Genomic DNA, 25,450 nt, shown 5'->3' with positions numbered 1-25,450 from the left:
AGTAAAATAAAAAAGAGGATTTTCTTCAAAAGTGTAGAATTAGTTTATGTTAATTATACTGGTATACGAATAAATTATGTAAGCTTTCATTAGTTACCAAGGAATGTGGGGAAAATGGATAATAATTATAATCATGATTATGAAAAGAAATACGAAAAATTAAAAAAAGAATATGAAAATTATCAAGGCAATACGGAGAAGACCCTGCAAGATTTAAGTATAAAAAATACTTTGCTTGAAAAAAAGCTTGATGTACTCTCAAGTATAGTAGAAATAAGTACTTATATTAATTCAATGGTAAGTGATGAAAACCTCATTGCCATGATTAATGACATGATTATTGGTATTCTCGGAGTCACTTATTCTTCAATATGTTTTTTAGAAGGTGATAAACTTGCTATTAAGGCATCTAATGTACCAAACCCTAGCGAGAAAATGTTTGATGTATTAGGTTTAAAGGATATAGCAAAAGGGGAGCCAATTGTTGTAAATTCATTAGAACCTCTTTTTTGTAATATAAGAGAAAAGGTATGCATACACTCTATAATTGGTGTTCCTGTATATATAGGTGAAATTTACAGAGGTTATATTATAGTAGAACATTCACTTTATGACTTTTTTAATAGCGAACATGTAACCTATATTACAGCAATAGCTAATCAGATTGGAATAGCTCTAGAAAATAACTTTTTATATAAAAAGCTTAAGGAAACCGCAATAAAGGATCCACTGCTTGGCATTTACAATAGACGACATTTCTTTGAATTAGTAGAACATAAAATAAAAGTAAATCCTGAAGGGGATTTTGCTATAGTTATGATTGATTTAGATAACTTTAAAAGAGTTAATGATCTATACGGCCATCAAGTGGGAGACAATGTTCTTATAGAGGCAGCTAGAATAATATCAAATTCTGTAAATAAAGAAGACATAGTTGCAAGATATGGTGGAGAAGAAATTGTACTCTATATAAATAATGTACAAGACCATGAAATTATTTATAGGAAAATTAATAACATTAGGGTCAGGATAAATGAAAATAGTCTTGAGACTAATGGAGCTAAGGTGAAATTCAGCGCTAGTTTTGGAATAGGGTATTATGAAGAAGGCATAAGAGATTTAAACAAGGTATTAAATGTGGCAGATACAATGATGTACAATGCTAAAAGATGGGGAAAGAATATGGTTGTTAGTGCATAATTTGACGGTGATTTCACCGTCTTTTATTGTATAATTTATTAAAATAAAACATAGTATAATACAAAGTAAGGGTGGGTAGTGTTTTATGGATAAGAAGAAACTAATGAATCTTATTAAAAGAGAAGAAGGTCCCAAACTGGACTTTAAACTTAAGATAGATATAGATACTGAAAGTGGAAGAAAAGAACTGACTAAAGATATTATAGCAATAGGAAATTCGAGAGGTGGGAGAGGGTTTCTAATTATTGGAGTAGAAGATAAAACCAAAATAATAGTGGGAGTAGAAAATTTATCTATTAGCGAAGAGCAAATTCAGCAGATTATAAGTTCTCGTTGTGAGCCTCCAATACCTATATCCTTGGAATTTGTCCAGGTTGAAAATAAGTATGTAGCTGTTATAGCAATTTATGATGGAGGTCAAAAACCTTACCAGATGAGAGAAAATGGAGCCTTTTATATTAGAAGAGGTTCTACAACCGATACTATGAGAAAAGAAGAGTTAGTTTCTGCACTTCAAGAAAACCTTGCTCTGAATGTAGAGCTTTGTCCAATAATCCATGCAAGTTTAGACTGTATAGATGTTAAACTTGTGGATGAGTATTTTTCTTCACATAGTATAGAGGTAAATGATGAAAATAGATTTTTACTTATGGAAAATGCATCAATTGTTACTAAGGATAGGGAGTTGGGAGAATATTTTGTAACTCTAGGAGGATTATTAGTATTTTCTAAAACAAACTATGTATATATTCCTCACAATATGATAAGAATAGTTAATAAGGTAAATAAATCCACGGATGAGATAACAATAATCCAAGGTGATTTAATATCTATTTTAGAAAAAAGTGAAGAAGTATTAAAAAAAATACTCCCTGACAATTACCCAGTTGAGGCTATATATGAAGGAGTAAAAAATGCAGTACTTTACAGAGATTACACTATTTTTTATAAGGAAATAGAGGTGGTAGTCACAGAGAAGAGTATTAGTATTATAAGCCCAGGAATATTAGTAAGAGGGAAAGATCCAAATAGTCATGATTACTTAAGAAGAAATATGTGGATTTATGAAAAGCTTGTTTCTCTTGACAGAAAAAAGAGATTTATAAAATCAACAAGAGGCTTTTCAAAGATGAAAAAGGCGTTTAAAAATAAGGGCAAAGTAATGTTTGTTAATTCTTTAGAGCATAACCAGTTTAAGGTTATTTATCCAGGTGCTATTGATAGATAAAACGTTGTTAAATATTTAAAATTTTTTGAACATTTCAAAAAATGCTGCAAGTCATATTGATTAAATATTCTGAATAATATATAATGTAGGAAACAGCACCTAAAAAATGTTAGAAAGGGTGATTATCATGATTCATGTATTCTGCAATAAGAGAGGTTCAGGAAAAACTAAAGCATTAATCGGAAGGGCAAACGAGATTGCTTTAGAGTGCAAGGGAGATGTAGTTTATATTGATGATGACAGTAGACATATTTTTGATTTGGATAGAAAAATCAGATTTATTTCTACAGAGGACTACAATTTAAAGGACAACAATTGTTTCTACGGTTTTTTGTGCGGTATTCTTTCAGAGGACTATGACATTGATACCATTTTTATTGATGGGTTGTTTAATATTATCAATGGAGATATGAAAGATGCGGCGCATTTATTTTTTGATATGGAGAAAATAGCTAAAAAAATGAATGTCGACTTATATATAAACATTAATCATGAGGAAAGTGAAGTACCCGATTTTATGAAAGAGTACGTAGCTATTGCATAAGGTAAGAGACACAATGACAAATTAGAAAATTACTAGGGTTTTATATAAATAAAAGGCTGCATAATGCAGCCTTTTAAAATCTCATAACAAATTCAGCTATACCTATAATCAACTCAAATAAAATTAAAATAATAACCATTATTTCTAATTTTGTTCCTCTTCTTTCATGGGTTAAAGAAGCAAAAACATCAGTACTATCTTGAAGTATTTGAGTTTTATGTGATATCTTTTGGAATCGATCTTTTAAATCGAACAAACCAGACATGAGCATAAAGAAATTTTCAATATCTTCATTGTCCCAAGCTGAACTAGGTTTATCTAAAAGCATAAGGTTAGATATAGTATTGTATTTAAATCTTAAAACTTTAGCAGAAGTCTTTGCAATTTGCTCATCAGACATATTAAATTTACCTTTTTCAAGAAAATTTATTACATCTTCAATACTGTCTAAAAGCTTATCGGTATCAGCTTCAATTTTATCAAAAGCAGTTGATTTTGCCAGTATCATTGATATAATATCAAGATGATAAGGCATAAATTCATTTGAGGTCATTAAATCATTATATAGAGCAAAATCATATGTAGGATCTATTTCCAATCTATATTCATCTTGATAATTATTTGCAAAACTATTTTTTAAATTTGGATCAACATCTTTTAAATATTTTATTGTATCCTGAATTTCGTGAAATTCCATATTGATGAACACTATAGAACCAAAAGCATATATATAAACCCATTTGTTCTCAGTTCCCTTAACAATTCCCTTCAACCCGTTATCATGCAGCACAAGAGGATCTTCCCATTTAAACTTTTTGTTTATTCCAAAGTGAGCCGCAATCTTTGATAGACTGATTTCATTACATAGCACCAGTGATTTAAAATCCCAACTTTGCATTACTGAACATCCTTTCTCCTTAGTACTTATAGATAAATTTTATCATAAAAGACAAATAATATACAGTAAAATATTGATAAAAGATGAGTTTAACTATATACTATAAAGAAGAAATGGGTTAAAAGCTTAAAAATTGGCCTGGAATAACATGGGATTAATGGTAATTAGTGATGCGTAAATATCCCAGAGGAATACAAGGAGGAATAACATGGCAAGTGTTGTAGATGTACTTGAAGAGCGTGGATTTTTAAAACAATTCACTCATGAACAAGAAACAAGAGAATTATTAGAGAAGGAAAAGATAACTTTTTATATAGGCTTCGATCCAACAGCAGACAGTCTTCATGTTGGACACTTTATTGCTATGATGATGATGGCTCATATGCAAAGGGCAGGACATAGACCTATTGCACTAGTAGGTGGTGGAACTGCTATGGTTGGAGATCCATCTGGAAAAACTGATATGAGAAAAATGCTTACTAAAGAGGAAATCCAGCATAATGCTAATTGCATAAAAGAACAGTTATCGAAGCTTATTGATTTTAGTGATGGAAAAGCTATTATGGCGAATAATGCTGACTGGCTTTTAGATTTAAATTACGTAGATTTCTTAAGAGAAGTAGGAGTTCATTTTTCAGTTAATAGAATGCTTACTGCAGAGTGCTTTAAACAAAGACTTGAAAAAGGACTATCCTTTTTAGAATTCAACTATATGCTAATGCAGGGATATGACTTCTTAGAGCTCAATAGAAGATATGGCTGCGTTATGCAGCTAGGCGGGGATGACCAATGGTCTAATATGCTGGCTGGAGCAGATCTTATAAGAAGAAAAGAAGGAAAGCCAGCCTTTGCTATGACTTGCGCATTACTTACTAATAGTGAAGGAAAGAAAATGGGTAAGACTGAGAGTGGGGCTGTATGGCTTGATAAGAATAGAATGTCCCCATATGACTTCTATCAATATTGGAGAAATGTTGATGATGCAGATGTTGAGAAGTGTCTAGCACTTTTAACTTTCTTGCCAATGGATGAAGTAAGAAGACTTGGAGCACTACAAGGTTCAGAAATAAATGAAGCAAAGAAAGTTCTTGCCTATGAAGTAACAAAATTAATTCATGGTGAAGAAGAGGCAGAAAAGGCAAAATCCGCAGCTGAAGCTCTATTTGCTGGTGCTGGAGACATGAGTAATGTACCAACAGCTGCTGTAAGCAAAGATATGATTAATTCTTCTATATTAGATGTTTTAGTTGCTGCTAAAATATTACCATCAAAGGGAGAAGGTAAGAGGCTTATTCAGCAGGGTGGTCTAAGCGTTAATGGTGAAAAAATAACTGATATAAACAGACTGGTTACTGAAGTAGACTTTACTGAAGGAAGTATGCTAGTTAAAAGAGGTAAGAAAAACTACAACAAAATTATTATTGAATAAATTATAATAATTTATAGAAAACCCAGATAATTTCTGGGTTTTTTCTTTAGCTGTCATATATATCATACGATAATTAAATAAGATGAGTATTGAGGTGGTGAAGCTATGGCAGGAGTAAATAATGTTACAGGTTTGTATAACAATAATAACAAAAAAATATCAAGTAAGCTTTCTTTTGATATAGGCGAAGGTTTTTCCGCTAGAATAGTAAAAACTGGTTTAAATAATAAGGATGTTATCATTAAGCTATTAGACGGATGGCAGTTTCCTGCTGAGCTTGAAGAACCAGTGGATTTTGTACCTAATGGACTTTTACGATTTCAGGTTGAGGGATTTAAAGAAGGAAAGCTGCTAATTAAATTAATTAATACAAAAGATGATAACAAAGATAGTGAAGGCAGTTCCATAGAAGATATAATTAGAGAACAGAACTTAAGCAGCAAGGATTCAGGATTATTAGAAAAAATGGTTAAATTCGGAATACCACTTACAAAAGAAAATGTATCTAAAATAAAAACTCTTATTGGATTTAGTAATAAATTAAATGAAGATGATGATGAAGAAGAAGCTTTTATTCAAAAATATATGAAAAGTAAGAATATTGAACCTGGAAGTGAAAAGGCAGAAGAGATAAGAAGCACACTTAAGGGCTTTTTTTGTAAATTAAAAGGTTTGTCTGAGAATGAAATCTTAACTCTACTAGAAAATAATATTGATTTAAATGAAGAAAACATTGATAGCTTTAATAAGATTTTTAAAGAAAAAAGTAATATTTACAAAACACTTGTTCAGGAATTGGGAAAAGAAGCATTGCAAACGGAAGAATTTATACAAAAGTTTATGAACGAGAGGAATATTGAACCTGGAAGTGAAAAGGCAGAAGAGATAAGAAGCACACTTAAGGCCTTTTTACCAAAATCAAAAGGTTTGTCTGAGGATGAAATCCAAATCATAGGCGAAAATAATGCTGATATAACTGAAGAAAATATTAATAGTTTTAGCAAGGTTTCAAATGAAAATAGCAGTATTTATAGGAAACCTGTAAATGGAATTGCAAAAGAAGCATTGCAAACAGAAGAATTTATACAAAGATTTATAAAAGAGAGGAATATTGAACCTAAAAGTGAAAAGGCAGAGGAGATAAGAATTACACTTAAGGATTTTTTATCAAAATTAAAAGTTCTGCCTGAGGATGAAGTTCAAACCATACTAGAAAATAATGTTGATTTAACTCAAGAAAATATTGATGGCTTTAATAAGATTTTTAAAGAAAACAGCAATGTATACAAAACTTTTGTGAATGAAATTGACAAAGAAGCATTGCAAGCTAAAGAAATTATACAAAAGTTCATGAAAAGCAACAATATTGAATCTGGAAGCGAAAGGGCAGAAGAAATAAGAAGCACACTTAGAAACTTTTTATCAAAATCAAAAGGTCTATCTGAGGATGAAATTCAAACGATATTGGCAGATAATACTGATTTAATTGAAGAAAATATTGATAGTTTTAGCAAGGCTTTTAAGGAAAACATGAGCATTTATAATGAACTTGTTAAGAAAGTTGGAAAAGAAGCATTGCAAACAGAAGAATTTATACAAAAGTTTATGAAGGAGAGAAACATTGAACCTGGAAGTGAAAAGGCAGAAGAGATAAGAAGTACACTTAAGGACTTTTTATCAAAATTAAAAAGTATACCTGAAGATGAAATTAAAACCATACTGAAAAATGATGCTGAATTTACTAAAGAGAATGTTGATAGCCTTAGTAAAGCTTTTAAGGAAAACAGTAACACTAGTGAGACACTTGTAAAGGTAATGGAAAAAAAAGTATTACAAGCTGAAGATAATTCAACTGTGCAGCTTTTTAAACAGCAAATAGAATTGAAAACTGAACAAATGAAGACAGTTATAGAAAAACTTTTACAAACAAAAGATAATGTACAACCTGAAACCTTTTCAAAAGTACTAGATAATTTAAATGAACATTTAAATAATTTTAAAGTGTTCAATACTATGAGTAATCAATACTACTACATGGATGTTCCACTAAATATTAGAGAAACAAATTATGATTTCAAATTAATAGTGAAAGATGATAGAAAGTCAGGAAAGAAATTAGACTCAAAGAATATTAAATTAGCTGCAAGTGTTGAGACAGTAAATTTGGGGATAGTAGATGCTTATTTTAAGGTTACAAATGGCAAAATGGATATTGAAATAAAATGTGAAGAACCTTATGTAAAATTAATAAGTTCTGGTAAGACTATATTAGAGAATGAACTTGAAAGTATTGGTTATAATGTAAAGATTGTAGTTGATAAAAAGGACAAAGAAATGAATATTGTAAATTGCAGAGACTTTTTTGGAGAAAATAGTTTAAATGGAATAAATGTAGTAGTATAAAGGGCTAGGGTGTGATAAAATGGAAAACAGAAAAAAAGCTGTTGCGTTAAATTATGAAAATGGATATGAAGCTCCCATTGTTACTGCTGCTGGTGTAGGATATATAGCAGACAAAATTATAGAGGTTGCTGAGGACACTGAGGTTCCAATAGTATATAATAAAGAACTGGCAGACCTTTTAGTCAATGTAGAAGTTGGAGAGTACATTCCTAGTGAACTTTATGAGGCAGTAGCAAGTGTTATAGCATATGTAATGGATTTGGACAGCAAAAAAGACAGGGGTTGATTATATGGCATTGTATGCAATATCTGATCTTCATCTGGCATTAAGTGGAGAGAAGCCAATGGACGTATTTGGTGAGCATTGGTTTATGCATCATGAAAGGATAAAGCAAAATTGGCTTTCTAAAATTAAAGATGAAGATACTGTTTTAATTGCAGGAGATATTTCATGGTCCATGAAAATGGTAGAAGGGCTTAAGGAATTGGAGTTTATTCATGAGCTCCCGGGAACAAAGATAATGATAAAGGGAAACCATGATTATTGGTGGACTAGTATTACAAAGCTTAATGATTTATATAGCGACATGAAATTTATTCAAAATAATTTCTTTAACTATGAAGAATATGCTATTTGTGGTACAAGAGGCTGGATATGTCCTGGAGGAGATAATTTTAAGGAGCATGATAAAAAAATATATAGCAGAGAGCTTATAAGATTGAGACTCTCGCTGGAATCTGCTAAAAAGGCAGGCTTTAAAAAGTTTATAGTTATGATTCATTACCCACCTGTAAATGAGAAGTTTGAGGCTACGGAAATTATAAGTATTCTTAAAGAATATGAAGTTGAAAAGGTAATTTATGGTCATCTTCATGGGCCATCCTTAAAATGCGTTTTTGAAGGTGTTCAAGAAGGCATAGAATATATCGTAACCTCAGCGGATTATTTAGATTTTGATCCAGTCAAAATTTTTTAAAACAGGTGGGTAACCTGTTGACTTATATATTTATATATCGTAATATATAAATATATAGAATAATAAATAATATAAGCTTAAAAATTAAACAATAAGTTATGATAACAAAAGTAGAATTATTAACAAAGTACTGATAAGAAATACCAGGATCCATGAAGATTATTAATCTTCATGGATCTATAAGGAATTCAAGGAGGTCCACATGGAGAAAGATTATAAAAAATATAATGACGCTGCAGAATTATTAAAAGTTTTAGCTCATCCAGTAAGATTGTGTATTGTTAGAGGCTTACTTAGTAAGGGATCCTGTAATGTTACTTATATGCAGAATTGCTTAGATGTGCCTCAGTCCACTGTTTCACAGCATTTGCAAAAGTTAAGAGCTGCAGGGATTATTGAAGGTGAAAGAAACGGACTTGAAATCAATTATAAAGTAACAAATCCTAAAATTAAAAAAATAATAGATGCCTTATTAGAAGATTAGGTTAATAAATATCAAATCATAAGTTTGTAAAATAACAAACAAGTATAGGTTACCCTAGTGGGGCGAATAAAGGAGGAATTATTAAAAATGAGTAAAAAAGTTTTGATTGTTGGAGGAGTAGCAGGGGGAGCTTCTGCTGCTGCTAGACTTAGAAGATTAGATGAAACTGCAGAGATAATAATGTTTGAAAGGGATCAATATATATCCTTTGCAAACTGTGGGTTACCTTACTATATAGGTGAAAATATAAAAGAGAGAAGCAAGCTATTAGTACAAACACCAGAAAACATGAAGGCAAGATTTAATATAGATGTTAGAGTAAACAGTGAAGTAGTTTCAGTTGATGCTAAAAATAAAAAGGTAACTGTTAAGAGTAAAGACAAGGGTACTTATGAAGAAAACTATGATTACTTAATTTTATCTCCTGGTGCTAAGGCACTTAGACCTAATATTAAGGGAATAGATAGTAAAAAAATATTTACTTTAAGGAATATACCTGATACCGACGCTGTAAAGGCGTTTGTAGATAACAATAATACAAAATCAGCTGTGGTTATAGGTGGAGGCTATGTAGGAGTAGAGATGGCTGAAAATCTTAAAGAGAGAGGCGTCAGTGTCACTCTTGTAGAAGCAGCACCACATATATTGGCACCTTTTGATTCAGATATGGTAGTAATTGCCGAAAAGGAATTATCGGATAATGGCATTAAGTTAATTTTAGATAATGGAGTAGAACAATTTGAAGAAAAGAATGACCAAGTAGAAGTTTCATTGAAAAATGGAGATAGTGTTACAGCAGATATGGTTATTTTGGCTATAGGTGTTGCTCCTGATACTACATTCTTAAAAGACAGTGAAATAGAAATTGGACCAAGAGGGCACATAGTTGTAAATGATAAAATGCAAACAAACATGGAAGGCATTTATGCTGTAGGAGATGCTATAGAAGTAACTGATTTTGTTACTGGCCAAAAGACAGCTATACCACTAGCTGGGCCAGCTAATAAACAAGGAAGAATTGCAGCAGATAATGTAGCTGGATTAAACTCAAGCTTTAAAGGTACTCAAGGTTCTGCTATTATAAAGGTATTTGAACTTACAGCTGCAAGCACAGGAGCAAATGAAAGAACTCTTAAGAGATTAAATATTCCTTATAAGGCAATATACGTACATCCAGTATCACATGCTTCTTATTATCCAGGAGCAACACCAATGTCACTCAAGCTTATCTTTAATGATGAGGGAAAGATATTAGGCGCACAAGGTATAGGTTTTGATGGGGTGGATAAGAGAATAGATGTAATTGCTACAACTATGAGACTAGGTGGAACGGTACAGGATTTAGCTGAACTAGAACTATGCTATGCGCCTCCATTTTCATCTGCAAAAGATCCTGTGAATATGGCAGGATTTGTAGCGCAAAATGTGCTTGAAGGAAGAAGCCATATGGTGGCATGGAAGGATATAGATGAAAATAATGAGGATGACTATATTCTGCTAGATGTTAGGACTGATATGGAATACAGCAATGGACACCTTCAAGGAGCATTAAATATTCCTGTAGATGATTTAAGAGATAGACTTTCAGAATTAGATAAGAATAAAACCATTGTTGAGTACTGTCAGGTAGGCTTAAGAGGTTATGTAGCCGATAGAATATTAACTCAAAATGGATATAAGGTTATGAATGTAACTGGCGGATACAAAACGTCTTCAATGTTAAATTTCAAACCAATTAATAAAGATACTAATGATGATAATAGATCAAAAGGGCTGAAGATAGATCCAGATACTCAAACAGTAAAGGTAGAGGCTGAAGATAAAGGTAAATTTGATAGAGCATTAGATGCTTGTGGATTATGCTGTCCTGGGCCATTAATGCAGGTTAAAATGTGTATGGATGATTTAAAGGAAGGTGAAATTTTAAAGGTTACAGCATCTGATCCTGGTTTTTATGAGGATATAAAGGCTTGGAGTAAGAGAACCAATAATGAGCTTGTAGATATTTCAAAGCAGGCAGGAACCATTACTGCATTTATAAGAAAAAATGCAGCTATTGAAGCAGCTCCAGTAAACCAAGCTTATACACCTGTAAAGGACAATAAAACAATGGTGGTTTTTAGTGGAGATCTAGATAAAGCTATAGCTTCCTTTATTATAGCAAACGGAGCAGCTTCTATGGGCAAAAAGGTTACTATGTTCTTTACATTCTGGGGACTTAATATTTTGAGAAAGCACGAAAAGGTATCAGTGCAAAAAGGATTTATGGATAAGATGTTCGGAATGATGATGCCAAGAGGAAGCAAGAGGCTAAAGCTTTCTAAGATGAATATGATGGGCATGGGTGGAAAAATGATTAGAAAGGTTATGAAGGATAAAAATGTAACCTCTCTTGAAGAATTAATACAATCTGCTATTGATAGCGGAATAGAAATAGTTGCTTGCCAAATGTCTATGGATGTTATGGGATTAAAGAAAGAAGAACTAATTGATGGAGTGAAAATAGGTGGAGTAGGATATTATCTAGGCGAAGCAGAAGATTCAAATGTAAATTTATTTATCTAAGATAAAGCTTAATAAATGCTTTGATTAATTTAAAATTAGAAAAGAAAAAAGTGGTACCTAGCAAGCTAGGTATCACTTTTATTTGCCAAAGAATTTAGAGAAAAATCCTGATTTTTTACTCTTTTCATCCACTGCCAAATCATCTTCCATGCCGATTTCTTCTTCTGAAGCTGTTTCAGCTTGTTTAGCCAAATCTCTTTGATCTCTAGCTAAATCCTTAATTTTTTGGGGTGCAGCAGAGGATAATATTACTTTACCATACCACTTATTTGATTCTTCATAATTTCCAACTAATCTGTTTAATTCACCAATTAGATATTCTGTAGTAAATCTGTCCATACCATAAATCGGGAAATCTTCAGAGGAATAGGCTTCTGAAAAGCCTGAAAGGGCTTGAGCTAGGAATAGCTGCTCATTTTTATCGTCTTCTAAAAGTCTATACATCCAAGCAAGCTTTAAACAATTCATAGCCTTTCTAGAAGTTTTAGATTCCATAACTACAGAATTATAAAGTGCAAGCTTATATCTCTCAATAGCATTATCAATAGTATAAACCTCAGGGTAAGTTCTGCCTGTCCATTTCATAGAAATGTTTTTTTGGATTTTCTCGATTTGAAAACCTCTAATTTTATTGAAGTCTGATTTCATAGTAGCATAGCCACATATATTGCAAAGCCAGACATCATAGAAATAAGGATTTACAGTACCATATCTGATAAAAAAGTCACTATCCTTCTTAAGTACCCTGTAAGAAGAGGATTTAACCGATCTTACTTTAAATTTACTTCCGCAAACCGGGCATTGCACTTCTTGATCGTAAAGATGCGCTAGAGGAGATTCTTCCTTTTTTTCAGTAGTACCTTCTTTAGTTTCTTCCTTTTTGCCAAATAGTTGTAGTTCGTCTAATTTACCAAGACCTAAATCTTCTAGTCCTGAAAAAATATTGTCATTCATTACATCACCTTCTATGCTTTAGTTAAATGCCTTTTTTAATATTATAACAAAAAAAATTAAAGAAAACATTATTTTATATGATATAATAATTAATATTTAAGAAAATAATTTCTTGTATTATAATATACATGAAGTATTTCATTGTAAAGGATGAATTTTATGGCGATTAGAGAATGGAAGACATTTTTAATACCCTATGAACAGGCTGTAGAAGAACTGAAAGTTAAGTTTAGGTGTATTAGAACTGAATATAGAAGGAAAAATGAATATTCCCCAATTGAATTTGTCACTGGAAGAGTTAAAGAGATTTCAAGTATATTAGAAAAAGCTAATAAATTTAATATTCCTCTTGATAGAATTGAATATGAGATGGAGGATATAGCTGGAATCAGAGTAATGTGCCAATTTGTTGATGACGTAGAAAAAGTTGTTCAATTGGTTAGAGAAAGAAAAGACATGCAGATAATGTATGAAAAGGACTATGTTACTAATGTAAAGGAAAGTGGTTATAGAAGTTATCATATGATTATAAAGTATCCAGTAAATATGGCTGAAGGTCAAAAATATATATTAGCAGAATTCCAAATAAGAACCTTAGCTATGAACTTTTGGGCAACTATTGAGCATTCATTAAACTATAAGTACAAGCATCAGATTCCAGGGGATATAAAGCAAAAGCTTAAAAATGCTGCTGATGCAGCATTTAATTTAGACTATTTGATGCTAGAAATAAAGGATGAAATTAAAGATGCTCAAAAACTATTTGAGGTTAAGTCTAGTTTAATTTCTAACATTATGAATAATATTATCACTCTTGCATCAATTGGCAAAGGAGCAGAATCTACAAGATATCAAATGCAGCTGAATAAGCTTATAGAAGAGGGAGAGGTTTATGACCTAAGCAGTCTTCTTCAAGCTACAGAAAAGGCTCTTGAAAAGTATAGGTAATGTCACAAGGATGGTTTGTTTAACCACCACTGTGACAAGCAAACATCCTTGTGAGGTACAAAAAACTCTAGGTATATAAAACCTAGAGTTTTTTCTTATTTAGCAACAATATTAACAAGTCTGCCTTTTATAACTATGATTTTTGCTACAGTTTTTCCTTCAAGGGCAGTTACTATATCCTTATCTTCTAAGGATGCTTTTTTAATTCCTTCTTCATTTAAATCAGAAGATACATTTATTCTTGCTTTTATCTTGCCATTTATTTGAATAGCTATTTCTACTTCATCTTTTATAAGAGCAGATGCATCAAATACAGGCCAGCTTTGATTAAATATGGAGTAGTCCATACCAATAAGATTCCATTGTTCTTCGCTGAAGTGAGGAGCAAATGGAGCTAAAAGCTTTATAAAATCTATTAATACTTCTTTTAGGAAGCTAGGATTTATAGTATCTTCATTTAGATATTTTGAAAGTGAATTTGTAAATTCCATCATTCTTGCAATAGCAGTATTAAATTGAAGTATTTCAGAGTCTGTTGTTACACCTCTAATTGCAAAATGTCTCCAGTAATTTAATTCTTTTTCAGCTTTATCTATTGTATTCTTTGCCTTGCTATAATCATTAATAGCTGCTCTTGAATTTTCAAGGATTCTTTCAATTCTTTCTATGAATCTTGCTATTGCTTTGATTCCATCATCGCTCCAAGCACCGCCTTCAGTGTATCCAAATCCAAACATTAAATACATTCTAAATACATCTGCACCGAATTCAACTATATAGTCATCAGGGGATATAGTATTTCCTTTGGATTTACTCATCTTTTGTCCATCTGGTCCAAGGATTAGTCCTTGATGAGTAAGAGAAAGGAATGGTTCGTCAAAATTAAGATATCCCATATCTCTAAGTGCTTTGGTAACAAATCTTGCATAAAGTAAGTGCATACAAGCATGTTCTGGTCCACCTACATATTTGTCAACAGGAAGCATGCTATTTATTGTATCACTGTCAAAAGCTTTTTCTGAGTTTTTATTATCTGCATATCTTAAGAAGTACCAGGAAGAATCTACAAAGGTGTCGAGAGTATCTGGATCTCTAAGAGCAGGACCGCCGCAGTGAGGGCAAGTCGTATGCATAAACTTATCAGATTTTGCAAGTGGTGATTTTCCATCTGGCGCAAATTCAACATCATAAGGAAGTTCAACTGGAAGCTGATTTTCTGGCACTGGAACAATACCACATTTTTCACAGTGTACTACTGGAATAGGGGCTCCCCAGTATCTTTGTCTTGAAACAAGCCAATCCCTTAGCCTATAATTTACTTTTCCAGAACCTAAGCTCATTGCTTGAAGTTTATCCACAATGGCTTCTTTTGCTTTTTCTGTGGATAGACCATTAAATTCTTCACTATTTACAAGGGTTCCGTATTCAGTATATGGAAGACTATCCCCACCTGCAATAACTCTTTCTATTGGAAGATTGTATTTTGTAGCAAAAGCAAAATCTCTATCATCATGAGCTGGTACGGCCATAACTGCCCCAGTTCCATAAGTGTTAAGAACATAATCACCAACCCAGATTGGAACGTTTCTTCCGTTAACAGGGTTGATAGCATAGGAGCCAGTAAATACACCAGTTTTTTCTCTAGTTAAGGATTGTCTCTCGATGTCAGATTGCTTCTTAGCATTTTCCTTATACTCATCTACTGCAGCCTTGTTTTCAGCAGTTGTAAGCTTATCTACAAGTTCATTTTCTGGTGCTAACACTACATATGTTACTCCGAATAGTGTATCCACTCTTGTAGTGAATACATTAAAACTTAAATCGGAGTTTTCTACATTAAAAGTTACTTCTGCTCCAGTAGATTTTCCTATCCAATGCTTTTGCATGGCTTTTGTTTTTTCTGGCCAATCTAAATCATCTAGTTTTTCTAATAATTCATCTGCATAATCTGTTATCTTAAGGAACCATTGAGTAAGATCCTTTTTAGTAACTTCAGTTTCGCAGCGTTCACAATGACCATCTACAACCTGTTCATTTGCAAGTACTGTATTACAACTAGGGCACCAATTTACAGGAGCTTTTTTTCTATAGGCTAAGCCTTTTTCATAAAGCTTTAAGAAAACCCATTGAGTCCATTTGTAATAATCAGGGTCACAGGTTACAACTTCGTTATCCCAACTGAACATTGCGCCCATAGCTTTAAGCTGTTTTTCCATAGTTTCTATATTTTTTATAGTAGAGTCTTTAGGATGAATACCTGTTTTTATTGCAAAGTTCTCTGCTGGAAGTCCAAAAGCATCAAAGCCCATTGGCTGGAATACATTATAGCCCTGCATTCTTTTCATTCTTGCCCAAGAGTCTACTGGACCATAATTAAACCAGTGTCCGGCATGAAGTTTGCTGCCTGAAGGATATGAGAACATTTCAAGAACATAGAGCTTTTTCTCTAAATTATTTTTATCAAATTTGTATAGATTAGTTTCTTCCCATTTTTTTTGCCACTTTTCATCTACTTCAGTTCCATAGTTTGCCATTATATTTCCTCCTCAAAATTATTATTACAAAAAATAAAAAAATCCTTCGTCATAATAGAGACGAAAGATAACATACCGCGGTACCACTCTAATTAGACTTAAGCCCTCAGAAAAAGCCTAAATCTCACTCATAAAGGTAACGGTTTTTACCGTGCTTGGTTTTGCCAAGCAAGCTCCTAGGCGAGTTCGTATCCTTTCAACACTGTTTTTCACCAGCCAACAGCTCTCTTTAATTGAAAAAGAAACTACTGCTCCTTCTCATAGCAAAATATTTTTCTATATTATATGCCACATTTTAGATTTTGTCAAACATATTTATAGTATTAATGATAAATGTATTGTTCTTTAGCAATTTAAAAAAGAACAAATAAACTAGCATAATTTAACTAATATTTTTACTTAACTTAGGAGATAATAACAAAAGTCGAAATTTCTATAGAAAGTAAGGAGAGGATTGGAATGCTCTATATATATTTGACAGCTTTACTTTTGATTATAGTGTTGATTTATTATAGGTTTACAAGAAAGAATGAGAAGGATGAATATAATGTAATGGAGGATATTCCAATCATTAATATGAGCAAAGAAGGTTTGGAGAAACATGCAATAGAGATTGCTAGTACTCACTCAGCCTCAAAAAAAACTAGCAGCAAGAGGAAGCTTATAAAGAGTTTGGATAAAAGTTATAGAAGCATATTAAAGGCGTATGAGTACATAGATAGAGAAGCAAAAAATAGAAGAGATATGGTACCAGCTGCAGAATGGATGCTGGATAATATCTATCTTATTGAAAAAGAATACAAGGATATTAAGCAAAACATGCCAAATTCTTATTATAATGGTCTTCCTATTATAGAAAATGGTCTGTTAAAAGGATATCCTAGAGTTTATAGCATAGCAATAGAATTAATATCTCATAGCGATGGAAGAGTTAATGAAAACACACTGGAAGGCTTTATAGAAGCGTATCAAAGTCATTCAGTACTTACTAGTGGCGAACTATGGGCATTGCCAATAATGGTGCGCATTGCTTTAATTCAAAATATAAGCAAGGTTGCTGATAAGATTGCATATGCACAAAGTGAAAAAAAACGTGGTGATGCGCTAGCTGAACGATTGATAAATGCATTTAATGAACACAAACTTTTTGAAGAACTTAAAAAAGTTGAAAATGAAAATATAAAATTTAGTCCATATTTCACTGAAAGATTTTTAAAAGTATTAAGAGATAATGGTATTGATAATGCAGGCTTATATAAATGGATTGATGAAAAGCTTGAGAAAAATGAAACAAATACAGAAAAGATGATTAATATTGAGCATCAAAAACAAGCAGGATTTCAACTTTCAATAGGTAACTCCATAAATAGTATTAGAGAAATTACAGGAATGAATTGGAGAGATAATTTTGAAAGACTAAGCTATGTTGAAAATGCCTTGAAGCAGGATCCAGCTGATATATATTCGAAAATGGATTTTGAATCTAGAGATTATTATAGGCATAAAGTAGAAAAGTTAGCTAAGCTGGTAAATAATACTGAAGCCTTTGTAGCCAAAAAAGCAGTAGAATGTGCTGAATCAAATGATGGAAATTGTGAAGAAGTGTATAAAAGACATGTAGGATACTATTTGATTGATAATGGCGAAGAAAAACTTAAAGATTATTTAAATTATAAAGAAAACGGGTTTTCTAAGGTTAAAAAGCATGTAAAAAATAATATTACTACTTTTTATGTTGGCACAATACTAATTTTAACAGTACTGCTCTGCTTATTAGTTATAAGCAGAGTAATGCTTATTAATATTGGCTACCCTATATATCTTTATATAATTGCATTTATCGCAATATTGGTTCCTTGCAGTGAGATTGTAACTTCTATTTTAAATTGGAGTATAAACTATATTTCAACACCCAGGATAATACCAAAGCTTTCTTTAAAAGAGGGTATTCCTGAAGAATTTACTAGTATTGTTGTTATACCAACTCTTTTAAATAATGAAAAAAGAGTTGCGGATATAATAGAAGATTTGGAAGTTTATTATCTTGCAAATGAGGATAAGAATCTTTATTTTGCATTGTTAGGGGATTTTAAAGATAGCGATAATGAGCATGAGGAAAGTGATAATAATTTAATAAATACAGCATTAAAAGAAATAAAAGCACTAAACCAAAAATATGCTTCTGAAAATAAGGACATATTTTATTTCTTTAATAGATATAGACAATTTAATGAAAAGGAAAATAAATGGCTTGGCTGGGAGAGAAAAAGGGGTAAGCTTATGGAGTTTAATAGCTTACTTAGAGGGGATAAAAACACTAGCTATAATGTGATAAGTGGCAACATAAGCAATCTTTCTAAAGTAAAGTATGTAATTACTCTTGATGCAGATACACAGCTTCCTAGGGATTCCGCACGGAGACTCATAGGAGCTATGTCCCATGTTCTAAATAGACCGTATTTAAGTGAAAATGGTAAAAAGGTACTAAGGGGCTATGGGCTCATGCAGCCAAGGATTGGGGTAGGAACCTTAGAAGCTAATAAAACTTTATTTTCTAAGATATTTTCTGGTGAGACAGGTATAGATGTTTATACTATGGCGGTTTCTGATGTATATCAAGATTTATTTGGAGAAGGAATATTTACTGGAAAAGGTATTTATGATGTGGATGTATTTGAGAAAGTTTTAAAGGACGAAATACCTGAGAATACAGTTTTAAGCCATGATTTGCTAGAAGGTTCCTATGTTAGAACTGGACTTTTAACGGATATAGAGCTTATTGACGGATATCCAGCATACTATAATTCTAGTTCCATGAGGCTTCATCGTTGGACTCGAGGAGACTGGCAGCTTCTACCATGGCTATTTAAAAAATCAGCACTCAATGCAATTTCAAAATGGAAGATGTTTGATAACCTTAGAAGAAGCTTATTAGCACCGTCAATAATTATATTAATAATTTTATCTCTCAGCGTACTTCCCACTAGTGAACAGTGGTTAATAGTAGCATTTTTGGCAATATTGTGCCCTATATTTTTTGATGTTTCAGAAGCAGTGGTTTCACCAATTAAGGGCATTAGTCTTTCTGGAAGAATCAGCAGTGTTAAAACTGTAGTAGAGCAGATTTTTCTAATATTTTGTTTTTTGCCATATCAAGCATATTTAATGCTGGATGCTATTATAAGAACGCTTTACAGACTGACTATTAGTAAAAAAAATATGCTTGAATGGCAGACTGCTGCTGATGTAGAAGCAAAACTTGGGAGAAAAACTCAAAATTTTATGGCGGCAATGTGGCCTGGAAGTATTATTGCCTTATTAATGATAGGACTCTCTATCACTAAATCTACAAGCATTACGCTGTTTATGCTTCCATCCTGTATATTATGGTTTATAAGCCCATACATTGCATACTATATAAGCTTAGATAGATCAAAAGAGGAAGTTAGATTATCAGATGAACAAGTAAACTTTTTAAGGAAAGTGGCAAGAAAAACTTGGGCATATTTTGAAGATTTCGTAGATAGTAAGAATAATTGGCTTGCTCCTGATAACTATCAAGAAGATCCACCAAACGGAATCGCGGAAAGAACTTCACCTACAAATATGGCAATGGGTCTCACCTCGAATATAGTTGCTTTTGACCTGGGATATATTGGCACACTTCAATTAACTGATAGACTTGATAAAATACTTGCTAGCATGGAGTCCTTAACAAGATACAAAGGACATTTTTATAATTGGTATGATACTTCGAAGATGGAACCACTTTATCCTAGATACATATCTACGGTTGATAGCGGCAATCTTGTAGGGTATTTATGGATTATAGAAGAAAGCCTTGAAGAATATAAAAAACAACCATTGCTAACAAGAAAAAAATATAATGGACTGAGGGATACTTTATTACTTTGTAATGAAGAAATTAAAAAGACAATAGGAACAAATGATTTTTATAAGGAAACTATAGAAAGATTAGCAAATTCGGAAGTTGATTTGTTGGCATGGAAAAGAATACTTAACGATATATGGAGCTTAATATTACAAATTGAAAATAATGAAGATAAAGAAAAGTTATACTGGAATAAAAAAGCAAAGTGTTTTGTTAAGAATGAATTAAAGCTGCTTCAAGTTCTATTGCCCTGGACTGAGCTGCTTTCTGAAATGGAAGAAAGCATGAAGGATGTTATAGACAGACTTAAAAATTTAGCATCTATTAGTTCATTAATGTCTATGGGGGATAACATAGATAATGTTATAAGAGACATTGATAGAATATCTCAAAATTATGAAATTGGAAGCTCAGAAAGAAAAAGGCTTGAACAACTTAATATTTTACTCCAAAACGGAAAAAGTGAAAATGTAAAAATTATAGAAAGAATAAACAGCTTAAAAAACAGACTTAGTAATATGGCTGAGGAAACTGACTTTTCTATGCTGTATGATAAAAAAAGACAACTGTTTGCAATAGGATATGATATAGAAAGGGATACTTTGGGGAACTCCTATTACGATTTACTGGCATCTGAATGCAGACAGGCGAGTTTTGTAGCAATAGCAAAAGGAGATGTAGAACAAAAGCATTGGTTCAGGCTTGGGCGAGCAATGACACTTATTGGCAGCGGCAAAGGCTTAGTGTCTTGGAGTGGAACAATGTTTGAGTATTTTATGCCGCTTCTTATAATGAAAAGCTTTCCTGATACTCTGCTAAATGAAACCTATGAAGCTGTTGTTGAAGGACAGAAAAAATATGCCGCATACAAAAAGGTGCCTTGGGGTATATCGGAGTCAGCCTTTTATTCTTTTGATCCAGCTTTAAATTATCAATATAAAGCTTTTGGAGTTCCAGGTATAGGGCTAAAAAGGGGTCTGTCAAATGAACTTGTTATTTCCCCATACTCAACAATATTATCGCTTCAAATTGATTCTAAGAGTGCCTCTGAAAATCTAAAAAAGCTTTCAGAGGAGGGGCTTGAAGGTCAATATGGTTTTTATGAAGCTGTAGATTACACAAAAGAAAGAATGCCTAAAGGAAAGAAAATGACAATAGTAAAATGCTTTATGGTTCACCATGAAGGAATGAGTATTATGGCATTAGACAATGTGTTAAACAATAATATACTACAGCAGAGATTTCATAATATACCAAGGGTTAAAGCTACAGAGCTGCTTCTTCAAGAAAGAGTGCCAAATAAAATAGTTTATGATAGAGATCAAGAATTTGATTATATAGACTTTATAAATCAAAAGCAAAACATAATAGTCAGGAACTATAGTACAGCAAAAACTAATATGCCGCAAACTCATTTACTTGGCAATGGTAGTTACTCACTTATGATAACAAATAGCGGCAGCGGATATAGTAAAAAGGAGGATATGACTGTATATAGATGGAGAGAGGACATGACATTAGATAATACAGGTTTTTTCTTCTATATAAAAAACATTAATTCAAATGAATACTGGAGTGCCACTTATGAACCCTGCAAAAGTGAGGGAGACAGCTATGAAGTAATATTTTCTTTAGATAAAGCTGAGTTTAAAAGACAAGATGGGAATTTGATAACTCATACAGAAGTGGCAGTATCTAATGAGGAAAATGCAGAAGTTAGAAGAATATCTATAACTAATCATAGTGAACATACAAGAGTTATAGAAGTGACTAGCTACTGTGAAATTACCTTAGCACCTTATAATGCAGATATAGTTCACCCAACCTTTAGCAATTTGTTTATTCAAACAGAATATATTGAAGAAACTGGCAGTATTTTAGCAAGCAGAAGACCAAGAGCCAAGGGGCAAAAAAAGTACTATGTAATGCAAACTGCTGCAGTAGAAGGTAATTTAGTAGGAAGCATACAATATGAGACTAGCAGACTCAATTTCCTTGGCAGAGGAAGGGATGTATCGGATCCAGTTACAATGGAAGATGATACACCGTTAAAAAATACTGTAGGAGCTGTGCTTGACCCAATAATTAGTATAAGGAGAAGAGTAAAGCTTGCTCCTGGAGAAACTTGCAGAGTAGCATATACAATGGCAGTAGTAGAATCAAAAGAAGAAGCGATGGAAGTGGCTAAAAAATACATTGAGATGCAAAATGTAAATAGAGTATTTGAACTGGCGTGGACTCAAAGTCAGGTTGAGATGAAATATCTTGGAATAAAATCTAATCAGGCAAACCTGTATCAGCTAATTGCTTCAAGAATAATATTTATGAATACACAGATGAGAGCAAGAGAAGAATACATCAAAAATATTAGTAAGTCCCAGCCAGCCCTATGGCCTTACGGGATATCAGGAGATTTACCAATATTGCTTCTAATTTTAAGACAGGAAAAGGATTTAGATCTATTAAGGCAGGTTTTAACTGCACATGAGTACTGGAGCATTAAAGGTTTGAAGGTAGATTTAGTTATTATTAATTTACAGCAGACTTTGTATGTTCAACCGCTGTTTGATTCCATTAGAGATTTAATTTCCTCAAGTCATGCAAGGGATAAACAAAATAAACCTGGAGGAGTATTTATACACAGCAAAGCTACTATGGCAGAAGAAGATATTAAATTTATCACTGCAATAGCAAGGCTGGTTATAGATAGCGAAAATGGATCCATTATAAATCAAATTAAAGATATTAGTGATGATAAAGATAATATAGAAGAATTGAGAACTGAAGAAGTGGTGTATAATACCAAGCCCTACAAATTTGAGAGTAAAAAACTGGAATATTTTAATGGGTTTGGTGGATTTGATACAGAAGAAAATCAATATGTTATAAACCTAAAGGAAAACAAAAATACACCGGCACCTTGGATAAATGTAATATCTAACCAAGAATTTGGTTTCCATATATCTGAGAGTGGAAGTTCGTATACCTGGTACAAAAACAGTAGGGAAAACAAGCTTACTCCTTGGGGAAATGATCCAATAACTGACTATGCAACTGAAGCGTTATACCTGCGTGATGAAATAAGTGGAGATACATGGAGTATATCTGCAAATCCAATAAGGGATAGAGGCGAATATGTTGTAGAACATGGCTTTGGATATTCTAATTTTAAGCATGAGGCTTACGGAATAATAGGAGAGGTAACCTATTTTACACCTATAAATGAAAGCTTAAAATTAGGCCTTGTGAAACTTAAAAATAATAGTGATAAGGATAGAAAGCTTTCCCTTACTTACTTTGCACAACTGGCTATAGGAGTATTTCCTCAGCAAACTGCACAGTATATTTCTACCTATTTGAGAAATGACAAATATATATATGCACAGAATCCTTATAGTGAACATTTTGGAAAGGCATATACTTATCTTGCAATGCTGGGAGTAGAAGATTGCAGCTTTACTGGAAATAGGAAGGAGTTCATTGGAAGAGGAGGCAGCATTTCTTCACCTGAAGCTTTAAAAAAGGTTAGACTATCTAACAATGTTGGAGCAGGGTATGATCCTTGTGTGTGTGTAAATGGAAAAATAAGTATTCCGGTAGGTGGAGAGGTGCAAGTAGTAATGCTATTAGGAGCAAATGAAGATATTGGATATATAGATAGTATTACTGAAAGATTCAGCAGCGTCGAAAGGGTTTATGCAGCATTAGTGGATACAAAGGATTATTGGAAAAAGCTGCTTGGAACAATTAAAGTTAAAACACCGGATAAGACTATGGATATTTTACTTAACGGATGGCTTATGTACCAAACAATAGTATGCAGATATTGGTCAAGAACAGCCTTCTATCAATCGGGAGGAGCTATGGGCTTTAGAGACCAGCTTCAAGATTCAATGGCAATCGGATTTTTGAATCCTGATATTACAAAGAATCAAATACTTCATAGTGCTTCTAGACAATTTATTGAAGGTGATGTTCAGCACTGGTGGCACCCTGTAGTAAACAGCGGTATACGAACAAGATTTTCTGATGATTTATTATGGCTTCCCTTTGTAACAATAGACTATATTAAAAATACAGGTGATTATAGCATTCTAGATGAAATGGTTGTATACCTGGAGGAAGAGCCTCTTAAAGAAGGAGAGGATGAAAGGTATAAAGTATCACGGTTTTCAGATGTCACAGGAGCTATTTATGAACACTGCATAAAAACAATAGACTTATCTTTAAGATTTGGTGAACATAACATACCATTGATGGGCAGTGGTGACTGGAATGATGGTATGAGTACTGTAGGAAACAAAGGGAAGGGTGAAAGTGTATGGCTTGGATGGTTTTTATATGATATCCTAAGCAACTTTATTGAGATATGTAAGTATAAAGGTGACATGGAAAGAGCAGAAAGATATGGGGAAGCAGCTTCATTCATTAAAGAAAATATGGAGAAAAATGCTTGGGATGGAAGCTGGTATAGAAGGGCCTACTTTGATGACGGTACGCCACTTGGTTCTATAGAAAATGATGAGTGTCAAATTGATTCTTTAGCACAAAGCTGGTCTGTAATATCTGGTGCAGCAAAGGAATCGAGAGCTAAGGAAGCAATGGGAGCAGTTGAAAAATATCTTGTAAAAGAAGATAAAGGAATGGTGCTGCTTCTTACACCTCCATTTGAAAAATCTAAGCTGGAACCTGGTTATATAAAAGGCTACGTAGCCGGCGTTAGAGAAAATGGCGGGCAGTATACTCATGCAGCTACTTGGGTAATACTTGCTTTTGCAAAGCTTGGATATGGAAAAAGAGCATGGGAAATATTCCATATGATAAATCCTATAAACCATACAAAATCTCATCTGGATTGTGAGAGATATAAGGTAGAACCATACGTTATGGCTGCTGATGTATATGCAAGGGAACCTCACGAAGGAAGAGGTGGCTGGAGTTGGTACACAGGAACTTCAGGCTGGATGTACAGGGTTGGAATTGAAGCTATGCTTGGATTAAAGCTGCTTGAAGGAAAGGGATTTACCATAAAGCCATGCGTTCCTGAGGAATGGTCACAATATGAAATGGAGTACAATTATAAAAATAGTACCTACCATATTGAAGTAGTAAGAGGGGATAATAAAGGTATATACCTGGATGGAAGTGTGGTGGAAACAGGTTTAATACCTTATATGGAACAAGGCAGCTATAAAGTTCAGGTTATTATATAAAATGGGGATGATTGGGAAAAGTTGTGAAAAGCCTTGAAACCATATTGCTGCTGTGCTATAATGATAAAAAATATATTTGTCTTTGAAGAGAAGCAAGTAAGCTTATAAACAGACTTTCAGAGAGTTGTAGATGGTGGAATTACAACAGTTATGCACAAGCTGAATGGGTCTCAGAGACTGG

14 protein-coding genes and 2 other annotated features (1 of these 16 only partly in view) are annotated in these 25,450 nt (G+C 32.9%); of the genes, 11 read left to right on the top strand and 3 right to left on the bottom strand.

Annotated features, from left to right (window positions below; all coding sequences use genetic code 11):
• The first annotated feature begins 114 nt into the window (after nt 1-114).
• The 3 genes from bsdE14_RS03550 (at nt 115) to bsdE14_RS03540 (ending at nt 2,972) form a co-directional block, all read left to right on the top strand.
• A complete protein-coding gene (locus bsdE14_RS03550; protein ID WP_264848580.1) occupies nt 115-1,200 on the top strand; it encodes a GGDEF domain-containing protein in 1,086 nt (361 codons plus the stop codon).
• 85 nt (nt 1,201-1,285) lie between these two features.
• Nucleotides 1,286-2,428 (top strand): AlbA family DNA-binding domain-containing protein, encoded by a 1,143-nt coding sequence (locus bsdE14_RS03545; protein WP_264848579.1) that lies wholly within the window; start codon nt 1,286-1,288, stop codon nt 2,426-2,428.
• A 127-nt stretch (nt 2,429-2,555) separates the two neighbouring features.
• Nucleotides 2,556-2,972 (top strand): hypothetical protein, encoded by a 417-nt coding sequence (locus tag bsdE14_RS03540; protein ID WP_264848578.1) that lies wholly within the window; start codon nt 2,556-2,558, stop codon nt 2,970-2,972.
• A gap of 73 nt (nt 2,973-3,045) precedes the next feature.
• Here the strand turns inward: bsdE14_RS03540 and bsdE14_RS03535 are convergent, their stop codons facing one another.
• A complete protein-coding gene (locus bsdE14_RS03535) occupies nt 3,046-3,870 on the bottom strand; it encodes an RMD1 family protein (protein WP_264848577.1) in 825 nt (274 codons plus the stop codon).
• Between the two features lie 208 nt (nt 3,871-4,078).
• Here bsdE14_RS03535 and tyrS point away from each other — a divergent pair, with 208 nt between their 5' ends.
• From tyrS to bsdE14_RS03505, 6 genes are all read left to right on the top strand, one after another.
• Entirely contained in the window at nt 4,079-5,299 is a 1,221-nt protein-coding gene (tyrS, locus tag bsdE14_RS03530) for a tyrosine--tRNA ligase (protein ID WP_264848576.1), read from the top strand.
• A gap of 105 nt (nt 5,300-5,404) precedes the next feature.
• The gene (locus bsdE14_RS03525; protein WP_264848575.1) at nt 5,405-7,702 is read left to right on the top strand and encodes a hypothetical protein; all 2,298 of its coding nucleotides are present in this window, start codon (nt 5,405-5,407) and stop codon (nt 7,700-7,702) included.
• 19 nt (nt 7,703-7,721) lie between these two features.
• Entirely contained in the window at nt 7,722-7,988 is a 267-nt protein-coding gene (locus bsdE14_RS03520) for an EscU/YscU/HrcU family type III secretion system export apparatus switch protein (protein ID WP_264848574.1), read from the top strand.
• 4 nt (nt 7,989-7,992) lie between these two features.
• Nucleotides 7,993-8,679, top strand: a complete 687-nt coding sequence (locus bsdE14_RS03515) for a metallophosphoesterase (RefSeq protein ID WP_264848573.1) — start codon at nt 7,993-7,995, stop codon at nt 8,677-8,679.
• Nucleotides 8,680-8,881: 202 nt separating this feature from the next.
• Entirely contained in the window at nt 8,882-9,163 is a 282-nt protein-coding gene (locus bsdE14_RS03510; protein WP_264848571.1) for an ArsR/SmtB family transcription factor, read from the top strand.
• Between the two features lie 87 nt (nt 9,164-9,250).
• Complete coding sequence (locus bsdE14_RS03505) at nt 9,251-11,728, top strand: CoA-disulfide reductase (RefSeq protein ID WP_264848570.1); 2,478 nt, start codon at nt 9,251-9,253, stop codon at nt 11,726-11,728.
• 78 nt (nt 11,729-11,806) lie between these two features.
• On the opposite strand, the gene bsdE14_RS03500 is transcribed toward bsdE14_RS03505, so the two are convergent.
• Entirely contained in the window at nt 11,807-12,682 is an 876-nt protein-coding gene (locus tag bsdE14_RS03500) for a DUF2225 domain-containing protein (protein ID WP_264848568.1), read from the bottom strand.
• A gap of 159 nt (nt 12,683-12,841) precedes the next feature.
• Here bsdE14_RS03500 and yjbM point away from each other — a divergent pair, with 159 nt between their 5' ends.
• Nucleotides 12,842-13,630: a GTP diphosphokinase gene (gene yjbM, locus bsdE14_RS03495; protein WP_264848566.1), complete on the top strand. Its 789-nt coding sequence runs from the start codon at nt 12,842-12,844 to the stop codon at nt 13,628-13,630.
• 95 nt (nt 13,631-13,725) lie between these two features.
• Here yjbM and leuS read toward each other — a convergent pair whose 3' ends face one another.
• Nucleotides 13,726-16,164 (bottom strand): leucine--tRNA ligase, encoded by a 2,439-nt coding sequence (leuS, locus tag bsdE14_RS03490; RefSeq protein WP_264848564.1) that lies wholly within the window; start codon nt 16,162-16,164, stop codon nt 13,726-13,728.
• 53 nt (nt 16,165-16,217) lie between these two features.
• Nucleotides 16,218-16,435 (bottom strand) — a binding site (T-box leader).
• 188 nt (nt 16,436-16,623) lie between these two features.
• On the opposite strand from leuS, the gene bsdE14_RS03485 reads away from it, so the two are divergent.
• Complete coding sequence (locus bsdE14_RS03485; RefSeq protein ID WP_264848563.1) at nt 16,624-25,269, top strand: glycoside hydrolase family 94 protein; 8,646 nt, start codon at nt 16,624-16,626, stop codon at nt 25,267-25,269.
• Nucleotides 25,270-25,342: 73 nt separating this feature from the next.
• Nucleotides 25,343-25,450 (top strand) — a binding site (T-box leader); it runs 126 nt beyond the window's last position.

The organism is Clostridium omnivorum (assembly GCF_026012015.1).
In the GTDB taxonomy this organism is placed as follows: domain Bacteria; phylum Bacillota; class Clostridia; order Clostridiales; family Clostridiaceae; genus Clostridium_AX; species Clostridium_AX omnivorum.
The sequence above is the reverse complement of the archived record's forward strand: the minus strand, read 5'-3'. Positions and strand labels throughout refer to the sequence as shown.

Bases quoted from the DNA above. Each gene is read 5' to 3' on its own strand.
- bsdE14_RS03550 (WP_264848580.1), top strand. From the start codon at position 115: ATGGATAATAATTATAATCATGATTATGAAAAGAAATACGAAAAATTA.
- bsdE14_RS03545 (WP_264848579.1), top strand. From the start codon at position 1,286: ATGGATAAGAAGAAACTAATGAATCTTATTAAAAGAGAAGAAGGTCCC.
- bsdE14_RS03540 (WP_264848578.1), top strand. From the start codon at position 2,556: ATGATTCATGTATTCTGCAATAAGAGAGGTTCAGGAAAAACTAAAGCA.
- bsdE14_RS03535 (WP_264848577.1), bottom strand. From the start codon at position 3,870: ATGCAAAGTTGGGATTTTAAATCACTGGTGCTATGTAATGAAATCAGT.
- tyrS (WP_264848576.1), top strand. From the start codon at position 4,079: ATGGCAAGTGTTGTAGATGTACTTGAAGAGCGTGGATTTTTAAAACAA.
- bsdE14_RS03525 (WP_264848575.1), top strand. From the start codon at position 5,405: ATGGCAGGAGTAAATAATGTTACAGGTTTGTATAACAATAATAACAAA.
- bsdE14_RS03520 (WP_264848574.1), top strand. From the start codon at position 7,722: ATGGAAAACAGAAAAAAAGCTGTTGCGTTAAATTATGAAAATGGATAT.
- bsdE14_RS03515 (WP_264848573.1), top strand. From the start codon at position 7,993: ATGGCATTGTATGCAATATCTGATCTTCATCTGGCATTAAGTGGAGAG.
- bsdE14_RS03510 (WP_264848571.1), top strand. From the start codon at position 8,882: ATGGAGAAAGATTATAAAAAATATAATGACGCTGCAGAATTATTAAAA.
- bsdE14_RS03505 (WP_264848570.1), top strand. From the start codon at position 9,251: ATGAGTAAAAAAGTTTTGATTGTTGGAGGAGTAGCAGGGGGAGCTTCT.
- bsdE14_RS03500 (WP_264848568.1), bottom strand. From the start codon at position 12,682: ATGAATGACAATATTTTTTCAGGACTAGAAGATTTAGGTCTTGGTAAA.
- yjbM (WP_264848566.1), top strand. From the start codon at position 12,842: ATGGCGATTAGAGAATGGAAGACATTTTTAATACCCTATGAACAGGCT.
- leuS (WP_264848564.1), bottom strand. From the start codon at position 16,164: ATGGCAAACTATGGAACTGAAGTAGATGAAAAGTGGCAAAAAAAATGG.
- bsdE14_RS03485 (WP_264848563.1), top strand. From the start codon at position 16,624: ATGCTCTATATATATTTGACAGCTTTACTTTTGATTATAGTGTTGATT.